Genomic DNA, 23,949 nt, shown 5'->3' on the forward strand with positions numbered 1-23,949 from the left:
CCACGCAGAATTCTCTTTTTTAGCGCTGGATACCATTATGAACGCATTGCTGTATATCTCCGTGATCCTGATTTGGGGCACTACCTGGTTTGCCATCTACCTGCAACAGGGTGTAGTGGCCGTAACAGTCTCCATTTTCTACCGCTTTTTGCTCGCCTCGCTGCTGATGATGGTAGTGCTATTGATTGCTCGCCGTTTGCGCAAGCTGGCGTTGAAAGACCACATTTATTGCGTGGCACAAGGCTGCTGCGTTTTTGCCTTCAACTTCTATTGTTTCTACCACGCGGCGGCCTATATCAGCAGCGGGCTGGAATCGGTGATTTTCTCGATGTCAGTGCTGTTTAACGCCTTCAACGGCATGCTTTTCTTCCGTCAGAAAATGTCACCGGCGTTGATTCCGGCATCGATTCTGGGTCTGGTAGGCATTGTTACCCTGTTTTGGCACGACCTTAGCGCGAATCACGTTGCGCCTGAGTTGTTGAAAGGCATAGGTCTTAGCATGCTGGGCACCTACGGTTTCTCGTTGGGCAATATGATCAGTACGCGCCACAAAAAGCACGGACTGGACGTGGTTAGCACCAATACCTACGCGATGGGATACGGTGCTGCTGTGATGGCGTTGCTGAGCCTGGCACAGGGAGCGTCCTTTGCCATCGAATGGACATCCGCCTACGTCGGCTCGCTGGTCTATCTGGCGGTATTTGGCTCGGTGCTCGGATTCGGGATGTATTTCAGCCTGGTAGGACGTATCGGCGCAAGCCAGGCCGCCTACAGTACGCTACTGTTTCCACTCGTCGCGCTGACGGTATCGACCTTCTATGAAGGTTATCAATGGCATACCAACGCGGTGATTGGGTTGGGGCTTATCCTGCTCGGTAATCTGGTGATGTTCTATCGTCCGCGCTGGCTGTCGGAATGGAAAAAAACGAAACCCGCGCTGAGCTAATCAGGCATCGTCAAATGATTCACTCTGCCAGTCGAAAGACGAGAGCGTATCGCTGACGATCTCTTTCAATTTCATCACCGCCGGGTCGCGCAGCGCATCACGCCGCCAGCCAAGATTAATTGAATAGGCCGGCATGGCGACCGGCGGCAGCAATAATCGCAAGGGATGAAACGCCGCCAGTTGACGGGCGGCGTGCAAAGGAATGGTCGCCAACGCCGGGCTGCCCAGCAGCAGATAAGGCAAGGCCGAGAAATGGGTTGTTGATGCCATCACCGTCCGCTTAAGCCCCTGCGGGATAAGTACCTCATCCACCATGCCTATAAACCCGCCCGATGAGACCAGCAGATGCCGACGGCTTAAGAAAGCCGCCAGCGTCAGGTGATGTTGATGCTCGACTTCATGCTCTGCCAGCGGCTGAGTCACATCAATCAGACAGGCATAGCGCCCTTCTCCCAATGTTTCACTGCCGATAGCCGCCGAGGTGAATCCTCCTGAGGCAATCGCGACATCGATTTCGCGATTCATCAGCATCTCTTCCACGATGCGGCTGTGAGTCTGACGGAAGACCACCCGCAGCCCCGGCATGTCGCGTTCAAGCCGGTCAATCAGACGCTTGCCCAACGCGAGCTCAAAGTCATCCGAGAGTCCGATGCTCAACGACCGACCCGCATAGCCGGCCCGCGCGCCAGAAACCAGCAGCAAACTCTGCCGACATTTATCCAGCGCCTCGCTGACCAGCGGTTTCAGCTCATTGGCGCGCAGCGTCGGCGCAAGCCCGCGTCCGGTGCGCACAAACAGGTGATCGTCATACAGGCGGCGAAGACGGCCAAGCGCGGCGCTCACCGCCGACTGCGTCAGCCCAAGCCGCACGGCGGCGCGGCTCGCACTGCCCTCTTCATATAAGGCCTCGAGGACTTTAAGCAGGTTGAGATCGACCGTCTCGATATTAATTCTATCAATATCACTCATAAATGGATGGGCATGGATTAATGTCAGGATTCGAGCAGAATAGAAATTCATCCCCGCTGAGTCGAGAGAAATTTATGCCTGCTTCAATCGTTGCTGCCCTGCAAATAGGCTCTTCCCCACAGGGAAAAGCCGCTACGCTGGAAAATATTTTGTCCTGGGAGACGGAGATTACTGCCTCTGGTGCCCGCCTGGTCGTCATGCCGGAAGCGCTATTGGGGGGCTATCCGAAAGGCGAGATCTTTGGCACCCGTCTGGGCTATCGCCTGCCCGAAGGCCGTGAAGATTTTACCCGTTACTACAATAACGCCATTGAGGTCCCCGGTGAGGAAACGCAGGCGCTGGCAGACCTCGCAACCCGCACCCAGGCTAGCATCGTAATCGGCGTGATTGAACGCAGCGGTTCAACGCTCTACTGTACTTCGCTGTTTATCGAACCGGCTCAGGGGGTGGTTGCCAGGCACCGCAAGCTGATGCCAACCGGCACCGAACGGTTGATCTGGGGACAGGGTGATGGTTCGACGCTGCCCGTGGTGAACGCCGCCGCAGGCCGTCTCGGCAGCGCAATTTGCTGGGAAAATCACATGCCTCTGCTGCGCGTGGCAATGTATGGTAAGGGCGTTGAGGTCTGGTGCGCTCCGACGGTAGACGAGCGAGAAATCTGGCAATGCTCGATGCGCCACATCGCTCACGAAGGCCGAATGTTCGTGGTAAGCGCCTGCCAATATCAGCCCTCACCTGCACAGCAGGGAATCGAGGTGGCGCACTGGGAAACTAACCGGCCGGTGATTAACGGGGGTTCGGTGATTGTGGGTCCGTTGGGCGACGTGCTGGCCGGACCGCTGAAGGGAGAAACCGGCCTGTTGACCGCGGAAATCAATACCGACGACCTGGTGGGCGCCCGCTATGATTTCGACCCGGTCGGGCACTATTCAAGGCCGGATATTTTTAGCCTTGAGGTCGATCAGCGCGCAAAAAAGAATCTGCGATTTATTGAGGACTAGGCAGGATTGCGTCAGGCGGCGAATCGGGGGTAAGTTAAGGCATCACTCATCGTTTTAACGAGTTATCCTTTTCGAGGCGAAAACAGTATGACGCAGTCTCCTTCAGCGGTTCTTTTGCATATTGGCAGTGAAGAAACACAGGTCACGATCGACGGCAAGACGCATCGGTTAACGCTGGGCTCACAGCTCACCTCGTTAGGCTATTTCAGACACCAGCCCCCGACGCCCGCCGAGATGGAAAACGCCATCATGGTCGTTGAAGACGAGGTGACAGGCCTGCGCCACGACATCACGCCGGGGGCGAGTCTTCATAGCCAAGATAACGATATTCGCGCGATCGCTCGCCTCGCTGGCGTCGCAGAAAACGAGCAGATGTCGCTCTCACTGGACGCCGTCGAGCGGACCTTCGACCGCCTCGCGCTGGTGATCAATGGCCGCCCCGCGCACTTTGAAGGCATTCCTGAAGGTAACGATTTCGCCGCAACGCTGCTTATATTGAGAGAGTTTATGCATCATCTGCAGTTCGATGAAATCGTCGTCAAAGGGGCACGATTCGAGATGCTCAATAGCCAGCCATAGTCCGGCTCTCTCAGCTTAAATAGCGCAAGATAAGCATGCTGCCCGAGGCGAGCAGGATAAGGTTGATAAGCTTGAGAAACTGCTCACGCGACATTCTGAGCGTGAGATGGCGGCCGAGTGTTATCCCCAGCAGCATACCCGGCAGGAGAATCAGCGCCAACAGCCACAGGTTGGCATCAAGATAAACTCCCGCCAGCGCAAAAATAACGACCCGCGTTAACGTGCTCAAGCCAATAAGCGTGGTTTGTGTGATACGAAATGCGTCTTTTTTCTCAATACGGCCGCCGAGATAAATGGCGTAAATAAATCCGCCGCTGCCAAAAAGTGCACTAAATACGCCGCCGACCAACCCAAAAGGCACCGCCGCCTTCGGTGAAAAGGTGCGCTGCGGCTTGAGTCCGCTAAGCGAATACAGGGCGTAGAACACCACAAATAGGCCCAACGCCAGCAGAAGGATATCGGGCCGCGCCCTGAGCAAAATCGCCGCCCCAATCAGACTGCCCATGACCATCAGCGGAATCAGCCGTTTTAACTCGGGCCACTGCGCATTGCGTCCGTCACGGCTGACATTGACCACTGCGGCACAAAGGTCGAGCAGCGCCAGCAAGGGAACAATGTCCGCCAGCGGGATATAGAGCGCCATCACCGGGCTAGCGACCAAGGCTGACCCGAAACCCGCAATCCCAAAAATAACGTAGGCCACCAGCAGCGTGACACCCAGTACCAGATAATGCGTTAACGTGAGTGTTTCGAGCATTTTTTGCGCCTTTCCTTAGCGGATGTTGATGCAATCGCGTTCAAAAAACATACAAAAATGAGATCTGGAACACAGTTCTAACTAAAAGGCCGTCAGGTTCCCCCGTTGGATGGATAAAACGTCATCTTTGATTACATTCAATATACACATTTGTGCAAATGTGTTTAATCATATTTAAAAGGGTGAATAAATGAAAAAAATTCTCGTCACTGCTGCTGTCGCTCTTTCGCTGTTTTCTTTAACCGCGTCTGCTGCTGAGCTGATCTCTAAAGATGAAGCTCATCACTTTAAATATCACTATGTGGGCAAAATTAGCGTAGGTGCAACTTCTGGGGAAGTCTCATCCCCCTCTGATTTGCATAAAAAACTTTCTGACGAAGCCGATAAAAAAGGCGGTAAATACTACGTCATCATCGCGGCCAGAGAGCATGGACCTAACTTCGAAGCGAATGCGGAAGTCTTCAAATAATAATATTTTGACACCCGCAGTCGAGACCACCTGGCCCCTTTCGGCAGGTGGTTTTTTTTTATCCTATGAATTCGCCTTTTTTGTCTACTCTTTGTAAGGGCTTTGCTCTTATTTTGTTGATGATTCAATTGTGTTAAGGGAAGTGAGTTAAAAAAGATTCCGGATTGGCAGGCGCCATTTTTTCAGCCAGAGGGGAATATCGGGGGTTGTGTATCCGAGGGTTACACAGAACATTGGCCTAAATTTGAAGTGATTCAATAATGAAATACATCATTCTTATTTTATTCATTTTATGCGTTATCTATGTGCACTACCGTGGAAAGGTTCGCTATAACTTCTGGCGACAGCTTTCCGATCATTCTACTTTTACCGCACCGATGAACGTCTTTATGTACCTGTTCTCCCGTGCCCCGACGACCCCCTATTTGCAGCCCGAACAATTCCCGGAACTCAGAGTGTTGAGAGAAAACTGGGAGGCCATTCGTGATGAAGGCCAACGGCTGATGGAAATTCAGCAGATTAAAGCGTCCGATAAGTTTAACGACGCCGGATTTAACTCGTTCTTTAAAACCGGTTGGAAACGTTTTTATCTGAAATGGTATGACGACAGCCATCCTTCCGCGATGGATTTATGCCCGCATACGACGGCACTCCTGCGCAGTCTGCCTTCGGTGAAAGCGGCTATGTTCGCCGAACTTCCTCACGGCAGTCGTTTACCCCGGCACCGTGACCCGTACGCGGGATCGTTGCGTTATCATCTGGGACTTATTACCCCCAATGACGATCGCTGCTTTATCGAGGTTGATGGCGAGCGCTACAGTTGGCGTGACGGCGAAGGTGTGATGTTTGATGAAACGTATCTGCACTATGCCGAAAACCAGAGCGGTGAAAATCGGTTGATTCTGTTTTGTGATATTGAGCGACCAATGCGTTATCGCTGGGCACAGAGCATCAATCACTGGCTGGGCAAGAACCTGATGAGCGCGGCGACCGCGCCAAACGACGAGAACGATCGCACCGGCGGCGTAAACAAAGTCTTCAAGCACATTTATTCGATTCGTAAGGTCGGTAAGCGCCTCAAGGCGTGGAATCGCACCGGCTATTACATCATTAAATGGATTGTCTTTGCTGGCATCGCCGCCGCTATCTTCTTCTCTATCTAAACGTAATTTTTAAGCTGGCTGAGGCGGCTGCGGGTTCGTTGAATATCCTCTTGTTCAACGTCCCGGGTCATCTCATCCAGCCCGTATTCACTGAATAAATACAATCGACATTGCCGCTCGTAAAGCACGTCAATAACGTTGATAAAGCGTTGCTGCGTAGCACCCGACTGGCCGGCGAGCTTCGGCACCCCTTCTATTATCCAGCAATCACAGCGATCGCAAAGCGCCAGATAATCCATCACTGCGGTGGGCGCAACGCACAGCGCCTCAAAGGAAAAATGCAGAAAGTCGCCCGGCGCAGAGAGTAGCTCGAGAGTACGCGACCCCATATTTAAGGATTGCCTCCCGATGCCCGGCTGCGGAAGCCCACATTCGCGGCGCTGAAGGTCATTACCAGGACACAGAAAAACCCCTTCACAGAACGGCGTGAGATCATTGCTGCCCAGTTGGCGATAGTCCTGAGTTCCCCCGAGCGCCACCACCTCGAGATGCTTTTCGATGAGTTTTATCGAAGGCACGAAACGCGCGTGATAAAGCGGATGCGAGAGAAGCTGCTCTGGCGGATAGTTCGAGGTCGCCACGAGGACAGTGCCACTGCTGATGACCCAGGCAAGCAGCCCTTTTACTAGCATCGCATCGCCAACGTCGTGAAGGTGTAGCTCATCGAAGCACAGCAAGCGGCAGTCACCGAGCAGCGTACCAAGGGCGGTTTCCAGCGTATTATCAGCGGCCTGAGGGGCATTCATTTGCCGATGCAGGTCTCGCAAAAAATCATGGAAGTGCACACGCATCTTGCTGCTAACGGGTGCGGCAGCAAAAAAGCTGTCGACGATGAAACTCTTGCCGCGCCCCACTTTCCCCCAGATATAAACGCCGCCGGTTTTCTTGCCGCCGAGACCAAAAATCCCTTTTGCGGCTTTTTTGGGGGCGTTGAGCGTCTTACCCAACGCATGCAGGCTTTGAATTACCTGACGCTGTTGCTCATCCAGAACGAACTGATTCAGTTGGGCTTTATCGTCCATAATGCGACGAAAATCAAAACCTCTGACCGCCTGTTTCATATTTTATTCCCGCTGGGTGGAAAGTCCCTTTTACGGCCATTATCCGCGCGAAAAAGGAGATGATGCAACGCCGACGCAAAAAAAACCCCGCCTAGGCGGGGTCAGTGTTCTTGATGTTTGCCAGACTCAGGGTATCCGTCGCGGCTACTTTCAGAACGTGCGTTCGTGGAAGAATAATTCTTAGAACGGGATATCGTCGTCGAAATCCATTGGGGGTTCGTTGCTTTGCGCAGGCGCATTGTTCTGTGCCGCAGGACGAGACTGCTGACCGCCGCTGAACTGGTTGCCGCCCTGTGGCTGCTGAGGTTGACCCCATCCGCCCTGCTGGCCGCCTGAAGCCTGACCGCCGCCTGCTGGAGCACCGCCGCCAGCACGACCACCCAGCATCTGCATGGTGCCACCAACGTTTACCACGATTTCGGTGGTGTATTTTTCAACACCGGCCTGATCGGTCCACTTACGGGTTTGCAGTGCGCCTTCAATATAAACCTGAGAGCCTTTACGCAGGTATTCGCCCGCGACTTCTGCGAGTTTGCCGAACAACACAACGCGGTGCCATTCAGTTTTCTCTTTCTGCTCGCCGGTCGCCTTGTCGCGCCAGCTTTCAGAAGTTGCCAGGGTGATATTGGCAACAGCACCGCCGTTAGGCATATAGCGGACTTCGGGATCCTGACCCAGATTCCCAACCAGAATCACTTTGTTTACGCCTCTGCTGGCCATGTCGACTCTCCTGATGAGTTAATTTTATACAGTATAAACCATGAATTTTAGCATGGGCGGATTCCAGATAACACCTACAATACCGATTCCAGAAATGTTTACAGAGCCAACAATTTTGCAGCCAGGCACTGGATATCCATTCAGGTTTTTTTGTGTCATACTTGTTCGTTTCGTACTTTCTGTGCCCAATTTTCTGATTCAGATGCAGTGACTGGGGCGGATATACCCGAATCAATCGCAGAACGGGTATGCACATCCTCACGCGCATCACGGACAGTCACCGGCACGGTGAGCTTTCAAGTTATTCCGGGAATGATGAATGGATAAGATAGAAGTTCGGGGCGCACGCACCCATAATCTCAAGAATATCAACCTGATTATTCCGCGCGACAAACTGATCGTTGTCACCGGATTATCCGGATCTGGCAAGTCCTCACTGGCTTTTGACACCCTGTATGCCGAAGGTCAGCGTCGCTATGTCGAGTCGCTTTCAGCCTATGCACGCCAATTTTTGTCTCTGATGGAAAAACCGGACGTCGACCACATTGAAGGGTTGTCACCGGCGATTTCAATCGAGCAAAAATCAACTTCGCACAACCCGCGTTCTACGGTCGGTACCATTACCGAGATCCACGACTACCTTCGTCTGCTGTTTGCCCGCGTCGGTGAGCCGCGCTGTCCCGATCACGGGGTTCCGCTAGCGGCACAGACCGTGAGCCAGATGGTCGATAACGTGCTGGCACAGCCGGAAGGTCAGCGTCTGATGCTGCTCGCGCCGATCGTCAAAGATCGCAAAGGGGAACACACCAAGACGCTGGAAAACCTGGCGGCGCAGGGTTATATCCGCGCCCGTATCGACGGTGAAGTTTGCGATCTTTCCGATCCACCCAAGCTTGAGCTCCAGAAAAAACACAGCATCGAGGTGGTGGTCGATCGCTTTAAAGTGCGCGACGATCTCGCCCAGCGTCTGGCCGAATCCTTTGAAACGGCACTGGAACTCTCCGGCGGTACCGCCGTGGTTGCCGACATGGACGACCCTAACGCCGATGAAATGCTGTTCTCGGCCAACTTTGCCTGCCCGGTCTGTGGATACAGCATGCGTGAGCTTGAACCGCGGATGTTCTCGTTCAACAACCCGGCGGGTGCCTGTCCAACCTGTGACGGGCTGGGGGTACAGCAGTTCTTCGATCCGGAACGCGTTATTCAGAACCCCGAGCTTTCACTGGCCGGTGGTGCGATTCGCGGCTGGGACCGTCGTAACTTTTACTATTTCCAGATGCTGCGCTCACTCGGCGAGCACTACAAATTTGACGTGGAATCTTCCTTTAACGCGCTGAGCGAGGACGTGGTTCACGCCATCATGCACGGCTCAGGCAAGCAGACCATCGAATTCAAATATATTAATGACCGTGGGGATACCTCGGTCCGCCGCCATCCGTTTGAAGGCGTGCTGCACAATATGGAACGTCGCTATAAAGAGACGGAGTCCAGCGCGGTGCGTGAAGAGCTGGCGAAATACATCAGCAATCGCCCCTGTGCGTCCTGTAAGGGCACGCGCCTGCGCGAAGAAGCACGTAACGTGTTCGTTGAAGAGACTACGCTGCCTGAAATCTCCGACTTCAGCATCGGTCACGCAATGGAGTTCTTCCTGAGCATGAATCTCAGCGGTCAGCGTAAGCAGATTGCCGAGAAGATCCTCAAGGAAATCGGCGATCGCCTGAAGTTTCTGGTCAACGTCGGACTCAACTACCTCTCTCTGTCACGTTCAGCGGAAACGCTATCTGGCGGTGAGGCGCAGCGTATCCGTCTGGCGAGTCAGATTGGTGCCGGTCTGGTCGGGGTCATGTACGTGCTGGACGAACCTTCCATCGGCCTGCATCAGCGTGATAACGAGCGCCTGCTCGAGACGCTGATTCACCTGCGCGACCTCGGTAACACGGTTATCGTGGTCGAACACGACGAAGACGCCATCCGCGCCGCCGACCATATCATCGATATCGGTCCCGGTGCGGGCGTGCACGGCGGTCAGGTAGTGGCAGAAGGTACCGCAGAAGATATTATGGCTAAAGAGGACTCCCTGACCGGGCAATACCTCAGCGGCAAACGTGAAATCTCCGTGCCAGAACAGCGCGTTCCCGCTGATGCGGCGAAGGTGCTGAAACTGATTGGCGCAACGGGCAACAACCTGAAAGACGTCACCCTAACGCTGCCGGTTGGCCTGTTTACCTGCATTACCGGTGTGTCCGGTTCGGGTAAATCGACGTTGATTAACGACACGCTGTTCCCACTGGCGCAGCGTCAGTTAAACGGCGCAACCATCGCCGAAGCCGCGCCTTATCGCGACATTCAGGGACTTGAGCATTTCGATAAGGTTATCGATATCGACCAAAGCCCTATCGGTCGCACGCCGCGTTCTAACCCTGCGACCTACACCGGCATCTTTACTCCGGTGCGCGAGCTGTTCGCCGGTGTTCCCGAGTCGCGTTCGCGCGGCTACACGCCGGGGCGGTTCAGCTTTAACGTCAAGGGTGGGCGCTGCGAAGCCTGTCAGGGCGATGGCGTGATTAAGGTCGAGATGCACTTCCTGCCGGACATCTACGTGCCTTGCGATCAGTGCAAAGGAAAACGCTATAACCGTGAAACGCTTGAGATTAAGTACAAAGGCAAGAGTATTCACGAGACGCTGGACATGACCATCGAAGAAGCGCGTGATTTCTTCGATGCCGTTCCGGCGCTGGCGCGCAAGCTGCAAACGCTGATGGACGTGGGTCTTTCGTACATCCGTCTGGGTCAGTCGGCAACCACGCTGTCCGGCGGTGAAGCGCAGAGGGTCAAACTGGCGCGTGAGCTGTCTAAACGCGGAACCGGCCAGACGCTGTATATTCTCGACGAACCGACTACCGGTCTGCATTTCGCCGATATCCAGCAACTGCTCGAGGTGCTGCATCAGCTACGCGATCAGGGCAACACCATCGTGGTGATTGAGCACAATCTTGATGTGATTAAAACCGCAGACTGGATTGTCGATCTCGGCCCTGAAGGTGGCCACGGCGGCGGACAGATTCTGGTCTCCGGCACACCAGAAACGGTCGCGGAGTGCAAAGAATCGCACACCGCCCGTTTCCTGAAACCGCTGCTTGAGCGTCATACGCACAAAGCCAAAAAATCAGCCTGATCGATAGGTTGACGTCAATGAAAAAGCGAGCCTTTAGGCTCGCTTTTTTTATGATCTCATGAAGAGAGTTTGACGTGTCTACCGCCGGGTCATTCACTCCTTGAGGAATGAATCTGTGGCAGTTGGCTCAATTTTTCTCGCGAAAAGTCCCAAAAAGCTCTGACTTTTATCGGCATACGCTGGATATTCTGCACCACCAGTTGAACCGGCAGCGGCAGCGGTTCAAATTCCGGCAGCAGTCGCACCAGCGTGCCGTTAGCCAGCTCATCGGCGACCTGATACGACAGGAGTCTGGCAATTCCCTTTCCGGCTATCACCGCCAGCCTTCGGGTTTCAACGTCATTGAACAGCAAATGCGGCGAAAGCCTGACACGGGGTCCCTCTTCGTGCGGCCCAAAGCGCCATTCATTAAAGGCATCATTGCTGCTGAGAATGATTTGATGCGCCGCCAAATCAGCCGGATGGCAGACCGGCGTTTGGTACTCCAGGTATTCAGGGCTGGCGACCACCACCACGCTGACTTCCCCGAGACGCCTCGCGACCTTGGACGAATCAGCCAGGTTGCCAATGCGAACGGCGACGTCGATCCCCTGGTCAATCATCTCGAGGTTACGATCGTTGAGGATCAGCTCGATCTGGATCTCGGGATGCAGCGCCTGAAACTCCATGACCAGCGGCGCGACATGGCGGCGTCCGAACAGCACCGGCGCGGTGATACGCAGCAACCCTTTAAGCTGCGCCGATACGGTATCCTGCACCGCATCATTATAGGCGCTCAAGACCACCGCCGCGCGCTCGGCAAGCCGTAAACCTGCCTCCGTCGGTGCCAGACGTCGCGTCGTGCGCTCCACCAGCCGTGCGCCGAATCGCTGTTCCAGCGAGGCAATCGCGCGCGTAACCGCGGGAGCCGAACGACGCAGCTTTCTTGCCGCCGCCGCCAGGCTACCGTGCTGCAACACCTCGAGAAAAATAGCCAGCTCGTCGAGACGATCCATTGATTGTTCCACTTTTCGAAATTATCAATTTCAATATAACCGGATTTCATTCATCGATTGCAAGAGTAATCTGGCTACAGCAAATCTGAATCAACACCGGAGAAATCAATGAACAGAATAACGCTTTATGGCACCCCGCTCTCAGGCCACACACACCGCGTTGCGCTACTGCTAAAAATGTTGAACCTGCCGCATGACTCTATAGAAGCGGGTGCCGACGTGCGCGCCAGCGAAGCGTTTCAGGCCATGAATCCATGGGGACAGATCCCGGTCCTGGTGGACGGCGAGACGGTGATTAGCGACAGTAACGCTATCCTGATTTATTTAGCGAAAACTTACGCGCCTGACAGCCACTGGCTGCCGCAGGACGCACTTGGCGCGGCGCACACCCAACAGTGGCTGTGCAAGGCTGCCGGTGAGGTGCGCTATGGTCCGGCGTCGGCGCGGCTTATCGCCCAGTTTGGCACCAAAGAGGATTATCAGTCCGCGCTTAAGGTGGCGGAAAAATTCTTGCCGCAGCTTGAGCAACATCTGTCACCGCGTCAGTTCCTTGCCTCAGAGCAAGCGCCTACGATTGCCGATCTGGCCTGTTACAGCTATATCGCGCTCGCGCCGGAGGGCGGTATTTCGCTAGAAGCCTATCCTTCCATCAAACAATGGCTGAAGCGCATCGAGCAGTTACCGGGCTTCTTCTCTACGCCTCCACTGCCCTTACCCGAACCGGCAAAAGCCTAAGGTGCCATGATGGATATCTTCCATGCTGATGAAAAACGGGCACAAATGCTGGCCGGATTTAATGTTGGCGCGGCCGGTATTTATCCCACCATGCCACAGCAGCACCGCGATTTTTTTGCCGGATTGCGGTCGTTTTATATCGCCACTCTGGACGAGCGCGGGTGGCCGGTCGCAACCGTGCTCAATGGTCCGCCTGGGTTTATCAGCTCGGTGGATAATTCGCATCTGCGCATTAATGCACCGCGCCGCGAGGACTGCCCCGCACTCTCGTCAATCGCCTGCGGACAGGTTCTAGGTGCGCTGGGGCTGGATTTCACCAACCGGCGAAGAAATCGGGTGAATGGCGTCATAAGCCGGATGGACAAGAATCGGTTAGAGATTGCGGTGCAACAGAGCTTCGGCAATTGCCCGAAATACATTCAGCGCAGGCAGATTTCTCCGGTCGAGCGCCACGCCGGGCCGATTGTGCGCCTGAGCTTGCTGGACGCCGCGGCCCGAGAGCTTATCCACAGCGCCGACACCTTTTTCGTTGCCACTCACGCACACAGTGATGTGGCAAACGGCGGTGCAGATATGTCCCATCGCGGCGGGAACCCCGGCTTCGTAAAATTGGTGGGCGATACGCTATGGGTGCCGGATTTTAGCGGCAATCGCTATATGAACACGCTGGGGAATATGCTGGCAGAACCTCGAGCCGCACTGCTGTTTCTGGATTTTAACAGTGGCGACGTATTACATCTTCAGGGCAATACCGAGATAAGCTGGCAGGACAATGCTCAGCACGGACTGCAAGGTGCCGAGCGCTATTGGTGCCTGCATATTTCCACGGCGTGGCGCTTTCCGGCGCTGCTGCCCTGGCGGGGAACCGACATTGAATACTCACCGGCGACGTTAAGCACCGGCGTTTGGGCGTAACCCAAGGTTAACGTCAATCGCCTATTTCCTGCCGTTTTTCCTCGGGGAGGCCTTCGAGAACCAGCTGATAGGAGCTGTCGATCAGATTATAAAATTGGGAATCCGGCAAATTTCCGTCCAGCAGGACGCAGTTCCAGTGTGCTTTGTTGAGGCAATCGCTTGGCAAAATTTCGGGATGTTGATGGCGCAGACTGGCGGCGGTTTGATGACTAGTTTTTAACGAAATGGCTGGATGTCCTTCTTTATCACGCAGCATGGCAAACATCACACCCGCCACTTTTATCTGATTGGCCTGCCAAAGATTTTCGTTACTTTGATGAGCGCCGGGCTTTGAAAGACAATAATCGAGCAGTTGATCATTATTCATATTGATAATCCTTCCACAGGGAGTGAGCATAGAGGAAGAAGTATATCTGGGCAAAAAACAACCAACTGCAATCAAGTTAACAGTTTTAAAAGCCATTCAGAATTAATGACCATTCAGGGTAATGACCAGCCTTCTTGAACCGCCGTGATTGCGATGCTCGCAAAGATAGATGCCCTGCCAGGTGCCAAGATTCAGCCTGCCATTAGTGACAGGAATACTCAGGCTGCACCCTAAAATACTGCTCTTGAGATGCGCAGGCATGTCGTCACTGCCTTCGTAATCGTGCTGATACCAAGGCTCGTCCTCTTTCACCGCACGATTGAAATAGCCTTCGAAATCCTGCCGCACGGTCGGATCGGCGTTTTCATTAATGGTTAATCCCGCCGAGGTATGCTGAATAAAGACGTGGCAAATCCCAACGGAAAGCTGTCTGATTTCAGGAACCTGCCGCAGGATTTCCTCGGTGACCAAATGAAAGCCGCGCGGCCGCTGCTTAAGACTAAGCTCTTTTTGAAACCACATAATCCCCCCTTTTTTTGATTAAAGTCATTAAAAGTATAACTTCATTTAAGCGGCTTTTGATTTAACAAGACGCTCGGTCTATATTTGTTTAATGACGACTGACACCTTAAAACCACGCCGTGGTCGTCCGCCAAAGGCCGGACGTGAAAACGCAGACACCCGCGAAACGCTGATCCGCAGCGGTACCGCTGTCCTCACAGAACAAGGCTTTGCCGCCGCCGGCATCGACGGCATCCTCCGTCAGGTCGGCGTTCCTAAAGGCTCTTTCTACTACTATTTCGACAGTAAAGAGTCCTTCGGTCAGGCAATTATCGAAAACTACGCGCAGTTTTTTGCTCATCGGCTGGACAAAAGCCTGCTTGACGAAAGCCTCACTCCGCTGCAACGCCTTCAGGCGTTCGTCAATCACGCCGCAGAGGGCATGGCGAAATACGCCTTCACGCGCGGCTGCCTGGTAGGAAATCTGGGGCAGGAAATCGCCAATCTTCCAGTGAACTACCGTGAACAGCTGATAACTATCCTGCAAAGTTGGGAACGGCGCGTGAGTCAGTGTCTGGCCCAGGCGCAACAACGCGGCGAGCTCTCGACTGAGGCCGACTGCGACACGCTGGCCGCCTATTTCTGGGCCGGTTGGGAGGGCGCGGTAATGCGCGCCAAGCTCAACGGCAATGCGATGCCGTTGCATAACTTTATCCGCTATTTCCTTGCCGGGCTGCCCAAGCCGCCTGCCGATACCTTTCCTTCTGGAGCCGACAATGTTTAAAGCCATTCTGATTGAGAAAAATGACGATCGCTATCAGGCCACGCTGAAAGCGCTGGATGACAGCAGCCTGCCCGAGGGCGAGGTGCTGGTTGATGTGCACTATTCCACGCTGAACTACAAGGATGGGCTGGCGATTACCGGCAGTGGCCCGATTGTACGCAGCTTCCCGATGGTGCCCGGTATCGACTTCTCGGGTGTGGTAGCGAGAAGCCGCAACCCGCAGTTTTCGACGGGTGACCGAGTGTTGCTCAACGGCTGGGGATTCGGCGAAAAAGCCTGGGGTGGGCTGGCGCAAAAAGTCAGTATCGACGCCCAATACCTGACGCCGGTTCCTGCGGCACTCAGCCTAAAAGACAGCATGATTATCGGCACCGCGGGTTATACCGCCATGCTGGCCATCATCGCGCTTGAGAAAAATGGCCTTACGCCCGAGCAAGGACCGGTGCTGGTTACCGGAGCCAACGGCGGCGTCGGCAGCTTTGCCATCGCGCTGCTCTCGCGGCTAGGCTATCAGGTCACGGCCTCGACCGGACGCCCCGATGAGGCCGCCTACCTGACCGAAAAACTGGGCGCCAGCGAAATCATCGATCGCCACACGCTGAGTGAGCCAGGCAAGCCGCTGCAAAAAGAACGTTGGGCTGCCGCCATTGATTCCGTGGGCAGCCACACGCTGGCCAATGTCTGCGCCAGCATCAAAGAAAATGGCACCGTCGCGGCCTGCGGCATGGCACAGGGGCTGGATTTCCCGGCCAGCGTCGCGCCGTTTATTCTGCGCAACGTGACGCTGGCGGGTATCAACAGCGTCACCCGCCCGGCAGAAGAACGCAGGATGGCATGGTCGCGACTGGCCGAACTGGTTGACTCGACCCTGCTTGAGACCGTGAGTCAGGAGATAACGCTTGAAGAGACTCTCGCTGCTGCCGAAAAGCTGATGAAAGGCGAGATTCGCGGACGCGTGGTGGTGCGGGTCAAAGAGGCCTAAAAAGGCAAAAAAAAACGGCGTGATAAACTATCACGCCGAGATATTATCTTGACTGATAGCGATTACTGTACGGCAGCAAACGCCGCGGCAACCTGTTCCACGTTGTGGTGATTCAGGCCGGCCATGCAAACACGGCCGCTGGCAATCAGGTACACGCCAAACTCTTCACGCAGTCTGTCAACCTGAGCGGCGCTGAAACCGGTGTAGCCGAACATCCCACGCTGTTGCAGCAGATAGTCGAAATCGCGACCCGGCAGGGCTTTCTTCAGGCTGTTTACCAGCACCTGACGCATTTCGATAATACGTGTGCGCATGGTTTCAACTTCTGCCAGCCACTGTGCCTTCAGCGCAGCGTCATTCAGCACGGTCTCAACCACTTTTGCGCCAAAGTTTGGCGGGCTTGAGTAGTTGCGACGTACGGTCGCTTTCAGCTGACCCAGCACGCGGCCCGACGCTTCGCTGTTTTCACAGACCACGGACAGTCCACCCACGCGCTCGCCGTACAGCGAGAAGATTTTAGAGAACGAGTTGCTGACCAGCATGTTCACGCCCGCAGCAGCCATCGCGCGAATCGCGTAGGCGTCTTCATTCATGCCATCGCCAAAGCCCTGATAGGCAATGTCGAGGAACGGAATGAGTTCACGCTGCTTCACCAGCTCAATCACCTGGTCCCACTGGGACTGCGTCAAATCAGAACCGGTCGGGTTATGGCAGCAAGGGTGCAACAGCACGATGCTTTGCGCGGGCAGGGTCTGCAGGGTATCGATCATACCGGCAAAGTTAACGCCCAGCTTTTCGGCATCAAAGTAAGGATAGGTGTGCACCTTGAAACCTGCGCCAGCGAAAATCGCGACGTGGTTGTCCCAGGTCGGATTACTGACCCAAACTTCTGAATTTGGGAAGTAGTGCTTCAGGAAGTCAGCACCCACTTTCAACGCACCCGAGCCACCCACGGTCTGAATAGTGGCGATACGCTGCTGCTGCAGTGCGGTATGTTCAGCACCAAACAACAGTTTCTGGATGCTGCTGCGATAGCCTGCAAGGCCTTCCATCGGCAGATAAACCGAGGCGGTCTGAGGCTGCGCATTCAGTTGGTTTTCAGCGGCTTCGACAGCACCAAGCTGTGGGATAATCCCTTTATCGTCGTAATACAGACCGATACTCAGGTTGACCTTTTTCTCTCTCGGATCGTTCTTGAAGCTTTCCATCAGCGACAGAATTGGGTCACCGGCATAAGCATCAACATGTTGGAACACGGTATATTTCTCCTTGGAATTGTATCTTGGACAAGCGTCAGAGCCCGGTTCAAGGGGATCTGTTATGTCGAAGCACCGACTTTTACTGCTGTTTTTATTATCACGTAGACTAACAAATATCGCTCAACAAGATCACATTAATGTTGTGATCTTTTTAAACCCTATAGCGGCCCGGACGGTGGTTCATCGCGATGATCAGATTCAGCACGAACGCGCCAAGAATCGAGGCGATCAGCATCGGAATACTCACCACAAACAGCGACGCAAGCACTATCACGAAATCCACGCCCATCTGCAGTTTACCGGCGCGAATGCCGTATTTGTCCTGCAAATACAGCGAGAGGATATTCATGCCGCCCAGGCTCGCCTTGTGGCGGAACAGCACGATAAATCCCATTCCCATGATAACGTTACCGAAAAGCACCGCATAAAAAGGCTCGAGATGGTCGAAATGGATGAAGAGCGGATGCAGACTGGTGAATAAGGAAACCAGTGCCACGGCGCAAAACGTCTTGATAGTGAATGGCCAGCCCATGCGACGGATCGAGAGCCAGTAAAACGGCAGATTAATGGTGAAAAACACTGCGCCAAAGGAGTAATGCGTCAGATAGTGAATCAGAAATGCCATGCCCGCGGTGCTCCCGGTCAATGCGCCCGACTGGCGTAACATCATCACGCCAAAAGAGACCATCAGGGTGCCCATAAGAATGGCCAGCACGTCTTCGAGCCAGGTATGCTCAACGCGAGGCTGTGTGATGCTGTCGATGTTATCCATAGAATGCCTGTCGCCTATAAAAATAAAAATGCCGTGCGGGCTATGCATGCCCGCTGGGATCGCTGAATTTTTATAGATAATTAACGACAGCACGCAAGAAGGCAATCGTTTTCGCACAAATCAACCACAATAAATCGTAATTTTACTCAACTCACGCAAATTTTGGTTTTAAGTGGATATTTTCGTGCATAAAACGCGTTAATAATGCACCAGGTTAGTGAAATTGCACCAATCTGGTTCATCTTCAGGCTACCGGTAGTCGGCTTAATATTCTCTGCTAAGCCGGGGTCGTCAGCAGGCCATTCTCTTTTATACGATTCAGCACCACGGAGGTTTTAATATGGGCAACGCTTTTGTGGACTGAGAGAATATGGCTTATCAAAGTGCTTAAACCCGCTAAGTCTGCCACCGCAACCTTCAACAAATAGTCGGCATCACCGGTCGTTTTATAAGCATCGATGACCGCATCCACCTGCTCCAGCATTTTATGAAAATCTTCAACATTTTCAGGCAAATGATTGATTAACCTAATTTCTATCAGGCCAATCATGCCCAACCCCAGCGCCTCGGGCGCAAGACGGGCGTGATAGCCCATGATCATCTGTTGCTGTTCGAGGCCTATTCTTCTGCGCGAACACTGGGACGCAGACAGCCCCACAATTTCGCTGAGTTCCTGGTTGGTTAACCTGCCGTTAGCCTGTAATAAGGTCAAGATTTTCAAGTCGTAATCATCAATGCTGTACATGGCTGCTCACCTGCTTATCGATTTTATTCATAAACACACTACCAGTTTTTTTAGGGCCGAACTTTCCCTTTATGACGTGACGGGCGTTTTTTCCATTCAAACCTCTGTTTACTTTGCATTAACCCTGCCATTTTGGCGAATATGGATGCGCAGTTTTATCAAACAAGGAAAAATAATGAAAAAGATGCTTCTGACCCTTAGCCTGCTGATAGCAGGAACCGCTGCGGCGCAGGCTGAAGGCACCTCTTCCCATCTCGACAGAGTGCTGCAGAAAGGCTCCCTCAACGTTTGCACCACCGGTGACTACAAGCCTTATACCTATTTACGCCCGGACGGACAGTATGAGGGGATAGACGTCGCCATGGCGCAGTCACTGGCCGCAAGCCTCGGGGTGAAGGTCAACTGGGTAAAAACCACCTGGAAAACAATGATGGACGATATGACCTCAAACCGGTGCGATATCGCCATGGGGGGCATTTCCGTCACACTGCCACGCCAGCAGAAAGCCTGGTTTGCCAACGTGCTCGATCAGGATGGCAAAATCCCTTTGGTACGCTGCGAAGATGCGCATAAATATCAGACCATTACCCAATTAAACCGACCTGAAGTACGCCTTCTCGAACCGGCCGGCGGCACCAATGAAGCCTTTGTACACGCCTATCTGCCGCAGGCCCATCTCGAGCTCTCGCATGACAATCTGGCTATCTTCCAGCGGTTAGTCGACAAAAAAGCTGACGTGATGGTCACCGACGCCTCGGAGGCGCTGTTCCAGCAGAAACACTATCCGAAACTGTGCGCAGTCAACCCTAAAAAGCCGTTACAGTATGGCGAGAAGGCCTACCTGCTGCCGAAGGATGATATTAGCTGGAAGATGTACGTCGATCAGTGGCTGCATCTGAGCAAGGCTAACGGCGATTATCAAAAGATCATTGGCCAATGGCTGGCGTCAGGCAAGAAGTCCTGAAACAGAAAGGGCCGCTGAGAATGGGGCGGCCCTTGAAGCGTTAGTCGCCCGTGTAGGTACGAACGACCCTTGAGGTAAGCGTGGTGATGAGCTCGTAGGCGCTAATACCGGTGGCAGCCGCGATGCGTTCAACCGGCAACGCGGGCCCCCATAGAATTGCCTCGTCACCAACCTGGTCCTGCGCGTTGGGTCCTAAATCAACCGAGAGCATGTCCATCGAGACACGACCGACTATCGGCACACTACGGCCGTTGACCAAAACGGGTGTACCGCTTGGCGCACTGCGCGGATATCCGTCGCCATACCCGATAGCGACCACGCCTAAACGCGTGTCGCGTGGGCTTACCCAGGTGGCGCCGTAACCCACCGGCTCTCCTGCACGATGTTCACGTACCGCTATCAGGCTCGAGGTCAGCGTCATCGCTGGACGACAACCGTATTCTCTCGCTTCGGTACTGGCCATCGGCGATACGCCATAAAGGATAATGCCTGGACGCACCAGATCCAGATGGCTCGCAGGCCACAGCAGCGTACCGCCCGAGGCCGCAATCGACTTTATGCCCGGTTTAGCCTGGGCAAACGCCTGAAAGCACTGAAGCTGCTTCAGGGTGTAATCATTTTCAGGCTCGTCTGCACAGCTGAAGTGACTCATCATATTCACCGGCTGAATCACATTGGCGCACTGGCTGAGACGCTGATAGAACGCTTCGGCGTTCTCCGGCAACACGCCCAAACGGTGCATGCCGGTGTCGAGTTTCATCCATACCTTAAGCGGCGCACTCAGCTGCGCGCGCTCGAGCGCCTCAAGCTGCTCAACGCTGTGCACCGCCGTATCCAGACCATTTGCTACCAGCAGAGGTAAATCCTCGGCGGAGAAAAAACCTTCCAGCAATAAAATCGGCTTGAGAATACCGCCAGCACGCAGCGCCAGCGCCTCGCTCAAACGGGCCACGCCATAACAATCGGCATCCTGCAAACTGCGCGCCGCCTCAAGCAGCCCGTGCCCATAGGCGTTTGCTTTTACTACTGCCACCACCCGACTCTGCGGCGCAATATGCCTAATGCGCTGTAAATTATGACGCAGGGCGCTGCTATCAATCACAGCCGTAGCCGCCTTCATTGCGTGTCCTTATGAAGAAATTGATGAAAAGGTTTTAGCTTGTTCTTTTAACTCGAAATCAGGGGCAAGCACGCTAGCCAGCCTAAGCATTAGTCTTCGTCGTATTGCGGGCCGCCGTAGTTATCGAATCGCGACCACTGACCGTTAAATGTGAGGCGAACCGTGCCTATCGGACCGTTACGCTGTTTGCCGAGAATGATTTGCGCGATCCCCTTTTCTTCGCTGTTGTCGTGATAGACCTCGTCGCGATAGATAAACATGATCAAGTCGGCGTCCTGCTCGATGGAACCAGATTCACGGAGGTCGGAGTTGACCGGGCGCTTATCGGCACGCTGCTCCAGGCTTCGGTTCAGCTGAGAAAGCGCCACCACCGGCACCTGCAGCTCTTTCGCCAACGCCTTGAGCGAGCGTGAAATCTCGGCGATTTCCAGGGTACGGTTGTCAGACAGAGAAGGCACGCGCATCAGTTGAAGGTAGTCAATCATGATGAGGCTCAGGCCGCCGTGCTCACGGAAGATACGGCGCGCACGTGAACGTACCTCGGTTGGCGTCAGGCCGGAGGAGTCATCGATATACATGTTACGTTTTTCGAGCAGGATCCCCATGGTGCTGGAAATACGCGCCCAGTCTTCATCGTCAAGCTGACCGGTACGGATACGGGTCTGGTCAACGCGGGACAGCGAGGCCAGCATACGCATCATCAGTTGATCGCCGGGCATCTCGAGGCTGAAGATAAGCACCGGTTTTTCCTGCATCATCGCGGCGTTTTCGCACAGGTTCATGGCGAAGGTGGTTTTACCCATCGACGGACGAGCTGCGACGATGATTAAGTCGGACTTCTGCAAGCCAGCCGTTTTCTTGTCGAGATCGCTATAGCCGGTCGACACGCCGGTTACGCCGTCGTGTGGGCGTTGGAACAGCTCTTCGATACGCGCAACGGTGCTTTCCAGAATGCGGTCGACGCTTTTCGGGCCTTCATCTTTATTGGCGCGGCTTTCTGCAATCTGAAAGACGCGGGACTCGGCCAGGTCCAGCAGGTCTTCGCTGCTGCGGCCCTGCGGATCGTAACCCGCATCGGCAATTTCGTTAGCAACAGAAATCATCTCGCGCACAACTGCACGTTCACGCACGATGTCGGCATATGCGCCGATGTTTGCCGCACTTGGCGTATTTTTTGACAGCTCTGCCAGATAGGCAAAACCGCCCACCGAGTCCAGATCCCCTTTCTGCTCGAGAGACTCTGACAGCGTGATAAGGTCGATAGGCTTACTCATCTCGAGCAATCGCTGCATCTCGGTGAAAATCAGGCGATGCGGACGGCTGAAGAAGTCATTGCTGACCACGCGTTCGGCGACGTTGTCCCAGCGTTCGTTGTCCAGCATCAGGCCACCCAGCACAGACTGCTCGGCCTCCAAAGAGTGTGGCGGAAGCTTTAGCCCTTCCATCTGACGATCGCGTGGTTCGTTCGGTTTGTTGGTTGGTTTGTTGTTTCCGGCCATGGGTAAATGCTTTCCTACTATGAATAACTGGCTTGGCAGAGCTTGCGTGAGGTTCGAGGTGAACCCTGATAACGCGTCAGTATACCGAATTATAATTCCTTGTGATGCCTCATTTCCAAACGGTCTTAGCACAGCACGTCCGTCACTAGGAAAGGCAAATTAATTAGCGTAGGGTGAAATCCATCACTTAAAACGAGGAAAGAAAATGGCTAAGCGTATCCAGTTCAGCGCAACAGGCGGTCCGGAAGTTTTAGAGTATGTTGATTTTGAACCTAAAGATCCCGCTGCGGGCGAAGTCCAGGTCGAGAACAAGGCGATTGGTATCAACTATATCGATACCTATGTGCGCAGCGGCCTCTATCCCGCGCCGCTGCCTTCCGGGCTAGGCAGCGAGGCGGCTGGTGTCGTGACCAAAGTGGGCACTGGAGTCAGCCATATCAAGGTCGGCGATCGCGTAGTTTATGCGCAGTCTTCACTGGGTGCCTACAGCGAGTATCACAACGTGCCTGCGCAGAAGGTTGCTGTCCTGCCTGAGGGCATCAGCTTTGAACAGGCCGCGGCCTCCTTCCTTAAAGGCCTGACCGTACAGTATTTATTCCGCCAGACCCATAAAATCAAAGCCGGTGATATCTTCCTGTTCCATGCCGCCGCCGGTGGCGTTGGGCTTATTGCCAGCCAGTGGGCCAAAGCGCTGGGGGCAAAACTGATTGGAACCGTCGGCTCTGACGAGAAAGCCGCACTGGCGAAAGAAGCCGGTGCATGGGCCACGATTAACTACCAGACTGAGGATATTGCTGCGCGCGTCGCTGAGCTGACACAGGGCGAAAAAGTCTCAGTGGTCTACGATTCGGTTGGCAAGAGCACCTGGCTGGCTTCGCTCGACAGCCTCAAACGCCACGGTTTGCTGGTGAGTTTTGGTAATGCATCGGGTCCGGTGAAGGACGTCGATTTGGGCATTCTGAACCAGAAAGGCTCACTGTTTGTCACCCGCCCTTCTCTGAATGGCTATATCACAACGCAGGAAGAGCTGGCTGCGGCAAGCGAAGAGCTGTTCTCGCTAATTGCCAGCGATGCCATCAAGGTCGATGTCAAAGACGCACAGAAATTCCCGCTGTCACAGGCACGCAGAGCCCATGAGACGCTGGAAAGCCGCGCCACTACCGGCTCAAGCCTGCTCATTCCGGGTTCATAAGTCTGTAAATGCAAAGAGGGCTCCGGTTAAGGAGCCCTCTTATGCTGTTCTTTCGTCAATCACGTTGAGTTCAGAACGGTACTGCCTGTAGGTTACTGCAAGGTAAATCTGGGGACGATGTCGCTTGAGCAACTATTTTTGGCCGCACCAGATCGGATGAAATTTTTTCGTAAATACGATGCATTCATCCTAACAGCGTGCCATGTTAAAAAATATGATTAATTCGCATGGAAAGCATTTTATCGCTCAACCTGTGATCGAGCCCACATAAGTAAAAGT

At 54.1% G+C, this 23,949-nt stretch carries 24 protein-coding genes; 12 read left to right on the forward strand and 12 right to left on the reverse strand.

Translation table 11 applies throughout. The annotated features are described in order from the left end of the window. The first annotated feature begins 37 nt into the window (after window positions 1–37). Window positions 38–946, forward strand: coding sequence for a DMT family transporter (locus BS640_RS03055; RefSeq protein ID WP_017490767.1), 909 nt, complete (start codon window positions 38–40; stop codon window positions 944–946). On the opposite strand, the gene BS640_RS03060 is transcribed toward BS640_RS03055, so the two are convergent. Continuing rightward, entirely contained in the window at window positions 947–1,915 is a 969-nt protein-coding gene (locus BS640_RS03060) for a LysR substrate-binding domain-containing protein (RefSeq protein WP_084911854.1), read from the reverse strand. It lies immediately after the preceding gene. Between the two features lie 74 nt (window positions 1,916–1,989). Here BS640_RS03060 and BS640_RS03065 point away from each other — a divergent pair, with 74 nt between their 5' ends. Beyond that, window positions 1,990–2,916: a carbon-nitrogen hydrolase family protein gene (locus BS640_RS03065; RefSeq protein WP_017490769.1), complete on the forward strand. Its 927-nt coding sequence runs from the start codon at window positions 1,990–1,992 to the stop codon at window positions 2,914–2,916. An 87-nt stretch (window positions 2,917–3,003) separates the two neighbouring features. Next, a complete protein-coding gene (locus BS640_RS03070) occupies window positions 3,004–3,495 on the forward strand; it encodes a hypothetical protein (RefSeq protein WP_017490770.1) in 492 nt (163 codons plus the stop codon). Window positions 3,496–3,505: 10 nt separating this feature from the next. On the opposite strand, the gene BS640_RS03075 is transcribed toward BS640_RS03070, so the two are convergent. Further along, on the reverse strand, window positions 3,506–4,252 hold the full coding sequence (locus tag BS640_RS03075; protein WP_084911856.1) for a sulfite exporter TauE/SafE family protein: 747 nt from the start codon (window positions 4,250–4,252) through the stop codon (window positions 3,506–3,508). Window positions 4,253–4,442: 190 nt separating this feature from the next. On the opposite strand from BS640_RS03075, the gene BS640_RS03080 reads away from it, so the two are divergent. Together BS640_RS03080 and lpxO are read left to right on the forward strand one after the other, a co-directional pair. Beyond that, complete coding sequence (locus BS640_RS03080; protein ID WP_017490772.1) at window positions 4,443–4,721, forward strand: YdgH/BhsA/McbA family protein; 279 nt, start codon at window positions 4,443–4,445, stop codon at window positions 4,719–4,721. Between the two features lie 260 nt (window positions 4,722–4,981). After that, entirely contained in the window at window positions 4,982–5,884 is a 903-nt protein-coding gene (gene lpxO / locus BS640_RS03085) for a lipid A hydroxylase LpxO (RefSeq protein WP_084911858.1), read from the forward strand. Here lpxO and zapE read toward each other — a convergent pair. Next, window positions 5,881–6,945, reverse strand: coding sequence for a cell division protein ZapE (gene zapE, locus BS640_RS03090; protein ID WP_017490774.1), 1,065 nt, complete (start codon window positions 6,943–6,945; stop codon window positions 5,881–5,883). The genes lpxO and zapE overlap by 4 nt on opposite strands. A 180-nt stretch (window positions 6,946–7,125) precedes the next feature. Next, complete coding sequence (gene ssb1, locus BS640_RS03095; RefSeq protein WP_017490775.1) at window positions 7,126–7,665, reverse strand: single-stranded DNA-binding protein SSB1; 540 nt, start codon at window positions 7,663–7,665, stop codon at window positions 7,126–7,128. A 319-nt stretch (window positions 7,666–7,984) separates the two neighbouring features. Here ssb1 and uvrA point away from each other — a divergent pair, with 319 nt between their 5' ends. Continuing rightward, a complete protein-coding gene (uvrA, locus tag BS640_RS03100; RefSeq protein WP_017490776.1) occupies window positions 7,985–10,840 on the forward strand; it encodes an excinuclease ABC subunit UvrA in 2,856 nt (951 codons plus the stop codon). Between the two features lie 89 nt (window positions 10,841–10,929). Here uvrA and BS640_RS03105 read toward each other — a convergent pair whose 3' ends face one another. Further along, window positions 10,930–11,835, reverse strand: a complete 906-nt coding sequence (locus BS640_RS03105) for a LysR family transcriptional regulator (protein WP_017490777.1) — start codon at window positions 11,833–11,835, stop codon at window positions 10,930–10,932. A gap of 108 nt (window positions 11,836–11,943) precedes the next feature. Between BS640_RS03105 and BS640_RS03110 the strand changes: the two genes are divergently transcribed. Next, complete coding sequence (locus BS640_RS03110) at window positions 11,944–12,570, forward strand: glutathione S-transferase (RefSeq protein ID WP_084911861.1); 627 nt, start codon at window positions 11,944–11,946, stop codon at window positions 12,568–12,570. Between the two features lie 9 nt (window positions 12,571–12,579). Next, a complete protein-coding gene (locus tag BS640_RS03115; protein ID WP_192504333.1) occupies window positions 12,580–13,485 on the forward strand; it encodes a pyridoxamine 5'-phosphate oxidase family protein in 906 nt (301 codons plus the stop codon). 13 nt (window positions 13,486–13,498) lie between these two features. On the opposite strand, the gene BS640_RS03120 is transcribed toward BS640_RS03115, so the two are convergent. Further along, window positions 13,499–13,852, reverse strand: a complete 354-nt coding sequence (locus BS640_RS03120; protein ID WP_017490780.1) for an MmcQ/YjbR family DNA-binding protein — start codon at window positions 13,850–13,852, stop codon at window positions 13,499–13,501. Between the two features lie 102 nt (window positions 13,853–13,954). Further along, a complete protein-coding gene (locus tag BS640_RS03125) occupies window positions 13,955–14,374 on the reverse strand; it encodes a secondary thiamine-phosphate synthase enzyme YjbQ (RefSeq protein WP_017490781.1) in 420 nt (139 codons plus the stop codon). A gap of 91 nt (window positions 14,375–14,465) precedes the next feature. Here BS640_RS03125 and acuR point away from each other — a divergent pair, with 91 nt between their 5' ends. After that, complete coding sequence (acuR, locus tag BS640_RS03130; RefSeq protein ID WP_084911865.1) at window positions 14,466–15,137, forward strand: acrylate utilization transcriptional regulator AcuR; 672 nt, start codon at window positions 14,466–14,468, stop codon at window positions 15,135–15,137. Then, on the forward strand, window positions 15,130–16,119 hold the full coding sequence (acuI, locus tag BS640_RS03135; protein ID WP_017490783.1) for an acrylyl-CoA reductase (NADPH): 990 nt from the start codon (window positions 15,130–15,132) through the stop codon (window positions 16,117–16,119). The genes acuR and acuI overlap by 8 nt, the downstream gene beginning before the upstream one ends. Before the next feature lie 62 nt (window positions 16,120–16,181). Here the strand turns inward: acuI and BS640_RS03140 are convergent, their stop codons facing one another. The 3 genes from BS640_RS03140 to BS640_RS03150 all read right to left on the reverse strand — a co-directional run bounded on the left by BS640_RS03140 (window position 16,182) and on the right by BS640_RS03150 (window position 18,895). After that, on the reverse strand, window positions 16,182–17,375 hold the full coding sequence (locus tag BS640_RS03140) for an amino acid aminotransferase (RefSeq protein ID WP_084911867.1): 1,194 nt from the start codon (window positions 17,373–17,375) through the stop codon (window positions 16,182–16,184). Between the two features lie 154 nt (window positions 17,376–17,529). Then, on the reverse strand, window positions 17,530–18,150 hold the full coding sequence (locus BS640_RS03145) for a YitT family protein (protein WP_084911869.1): 621 nt from the start codon (window positions 18,148–18,150) through the stop codon (window positions 17,530–17,532). A gap of 277 nt (window positions 18,151–18,427) precedes the next feature. Next, window positions 18,428–18,895: an Lrp/AsnC family transcriptional regulator gene (locus BS640_RS03150; protein ID WP_017494012.1), complete on the reverse strand. Its 468-nt coding sequence runs from the start codon at window positions 18,893–18,895 to the stop codon at window positions 18,428–18,430. A gap of 175 nt (window positions 18,896–19,070) precedes the next feature. Between BS640_RS03150 and BS640_RS03155 the strand changes: the two genes are divergently transcribed. Further along, window positions 19,071–19,859: a transporter substrate-binding domain-containing protein gene (locus BS640_RS03155; RefSeq protein WP_084911888.1), complete on the forward strand. Its 789-nt coding sequence runs from the start codon at window positions 19,071–19,073 to the stop codon at window positions 19,857–19,859. 40 nt (window positions 19,860–19,899) lie between these two features. Here the strand turns inward: BS640_RS03155 and alr are convergent, their stop codons facing one another. Continuing rightward, window positions 19,900–20,979, reverse strand: a complete 1,080-nt coding sequence (gene alr, locus BS640_RS03160; RefSeq protein ID WP_017494014.1) for an alanine racemase — start codon at window positions 20,977–20,979, stop codon at window positions 19,900–19,902. Between the two features lie 89 nt (window positions 20,980–21,068). Continuing rightward, window positions 21,069–22,478: a replicative DNA helicase gene (gene dnaB, locus BS640_RS03165; RefSeq protein ID WP_017494015.1), complete on the reverse strand. Its 1,410-nt coding sequence runs from the start codon at window positions 22,476–22,478 to the stop codon at window positions 21,069–21,071. 205 nt (window positions 22,479–22,683) lie between these two features. Here dnaB and BS640_RS03170 point away from each other — a divergent pair, with 205 nt between their 5' ends. Next, complete coding sequence (locus tag BS640_RS03170; protein WP_017494016.1) at window positions 22,684–23,670, forward strand: quinone oxidoreductase; 987 nt, start codon at window positions 22,684–22,686, stop codon at window positions 23,668–23,670. Window positions 23,671–23,949: the final 279 nt, after the last annotated feature.

The sequence above is a fragment of the Rouxiella badensis genome, assembly GCF_002093665.1.
Classification (GTDB): domain Bacteria; phylum Pseudomonadota; class Gammaproteobacteria; order Enterobacterales; family Enterobacteriaceae; genus Rouxiella; species Rouxiella badensis.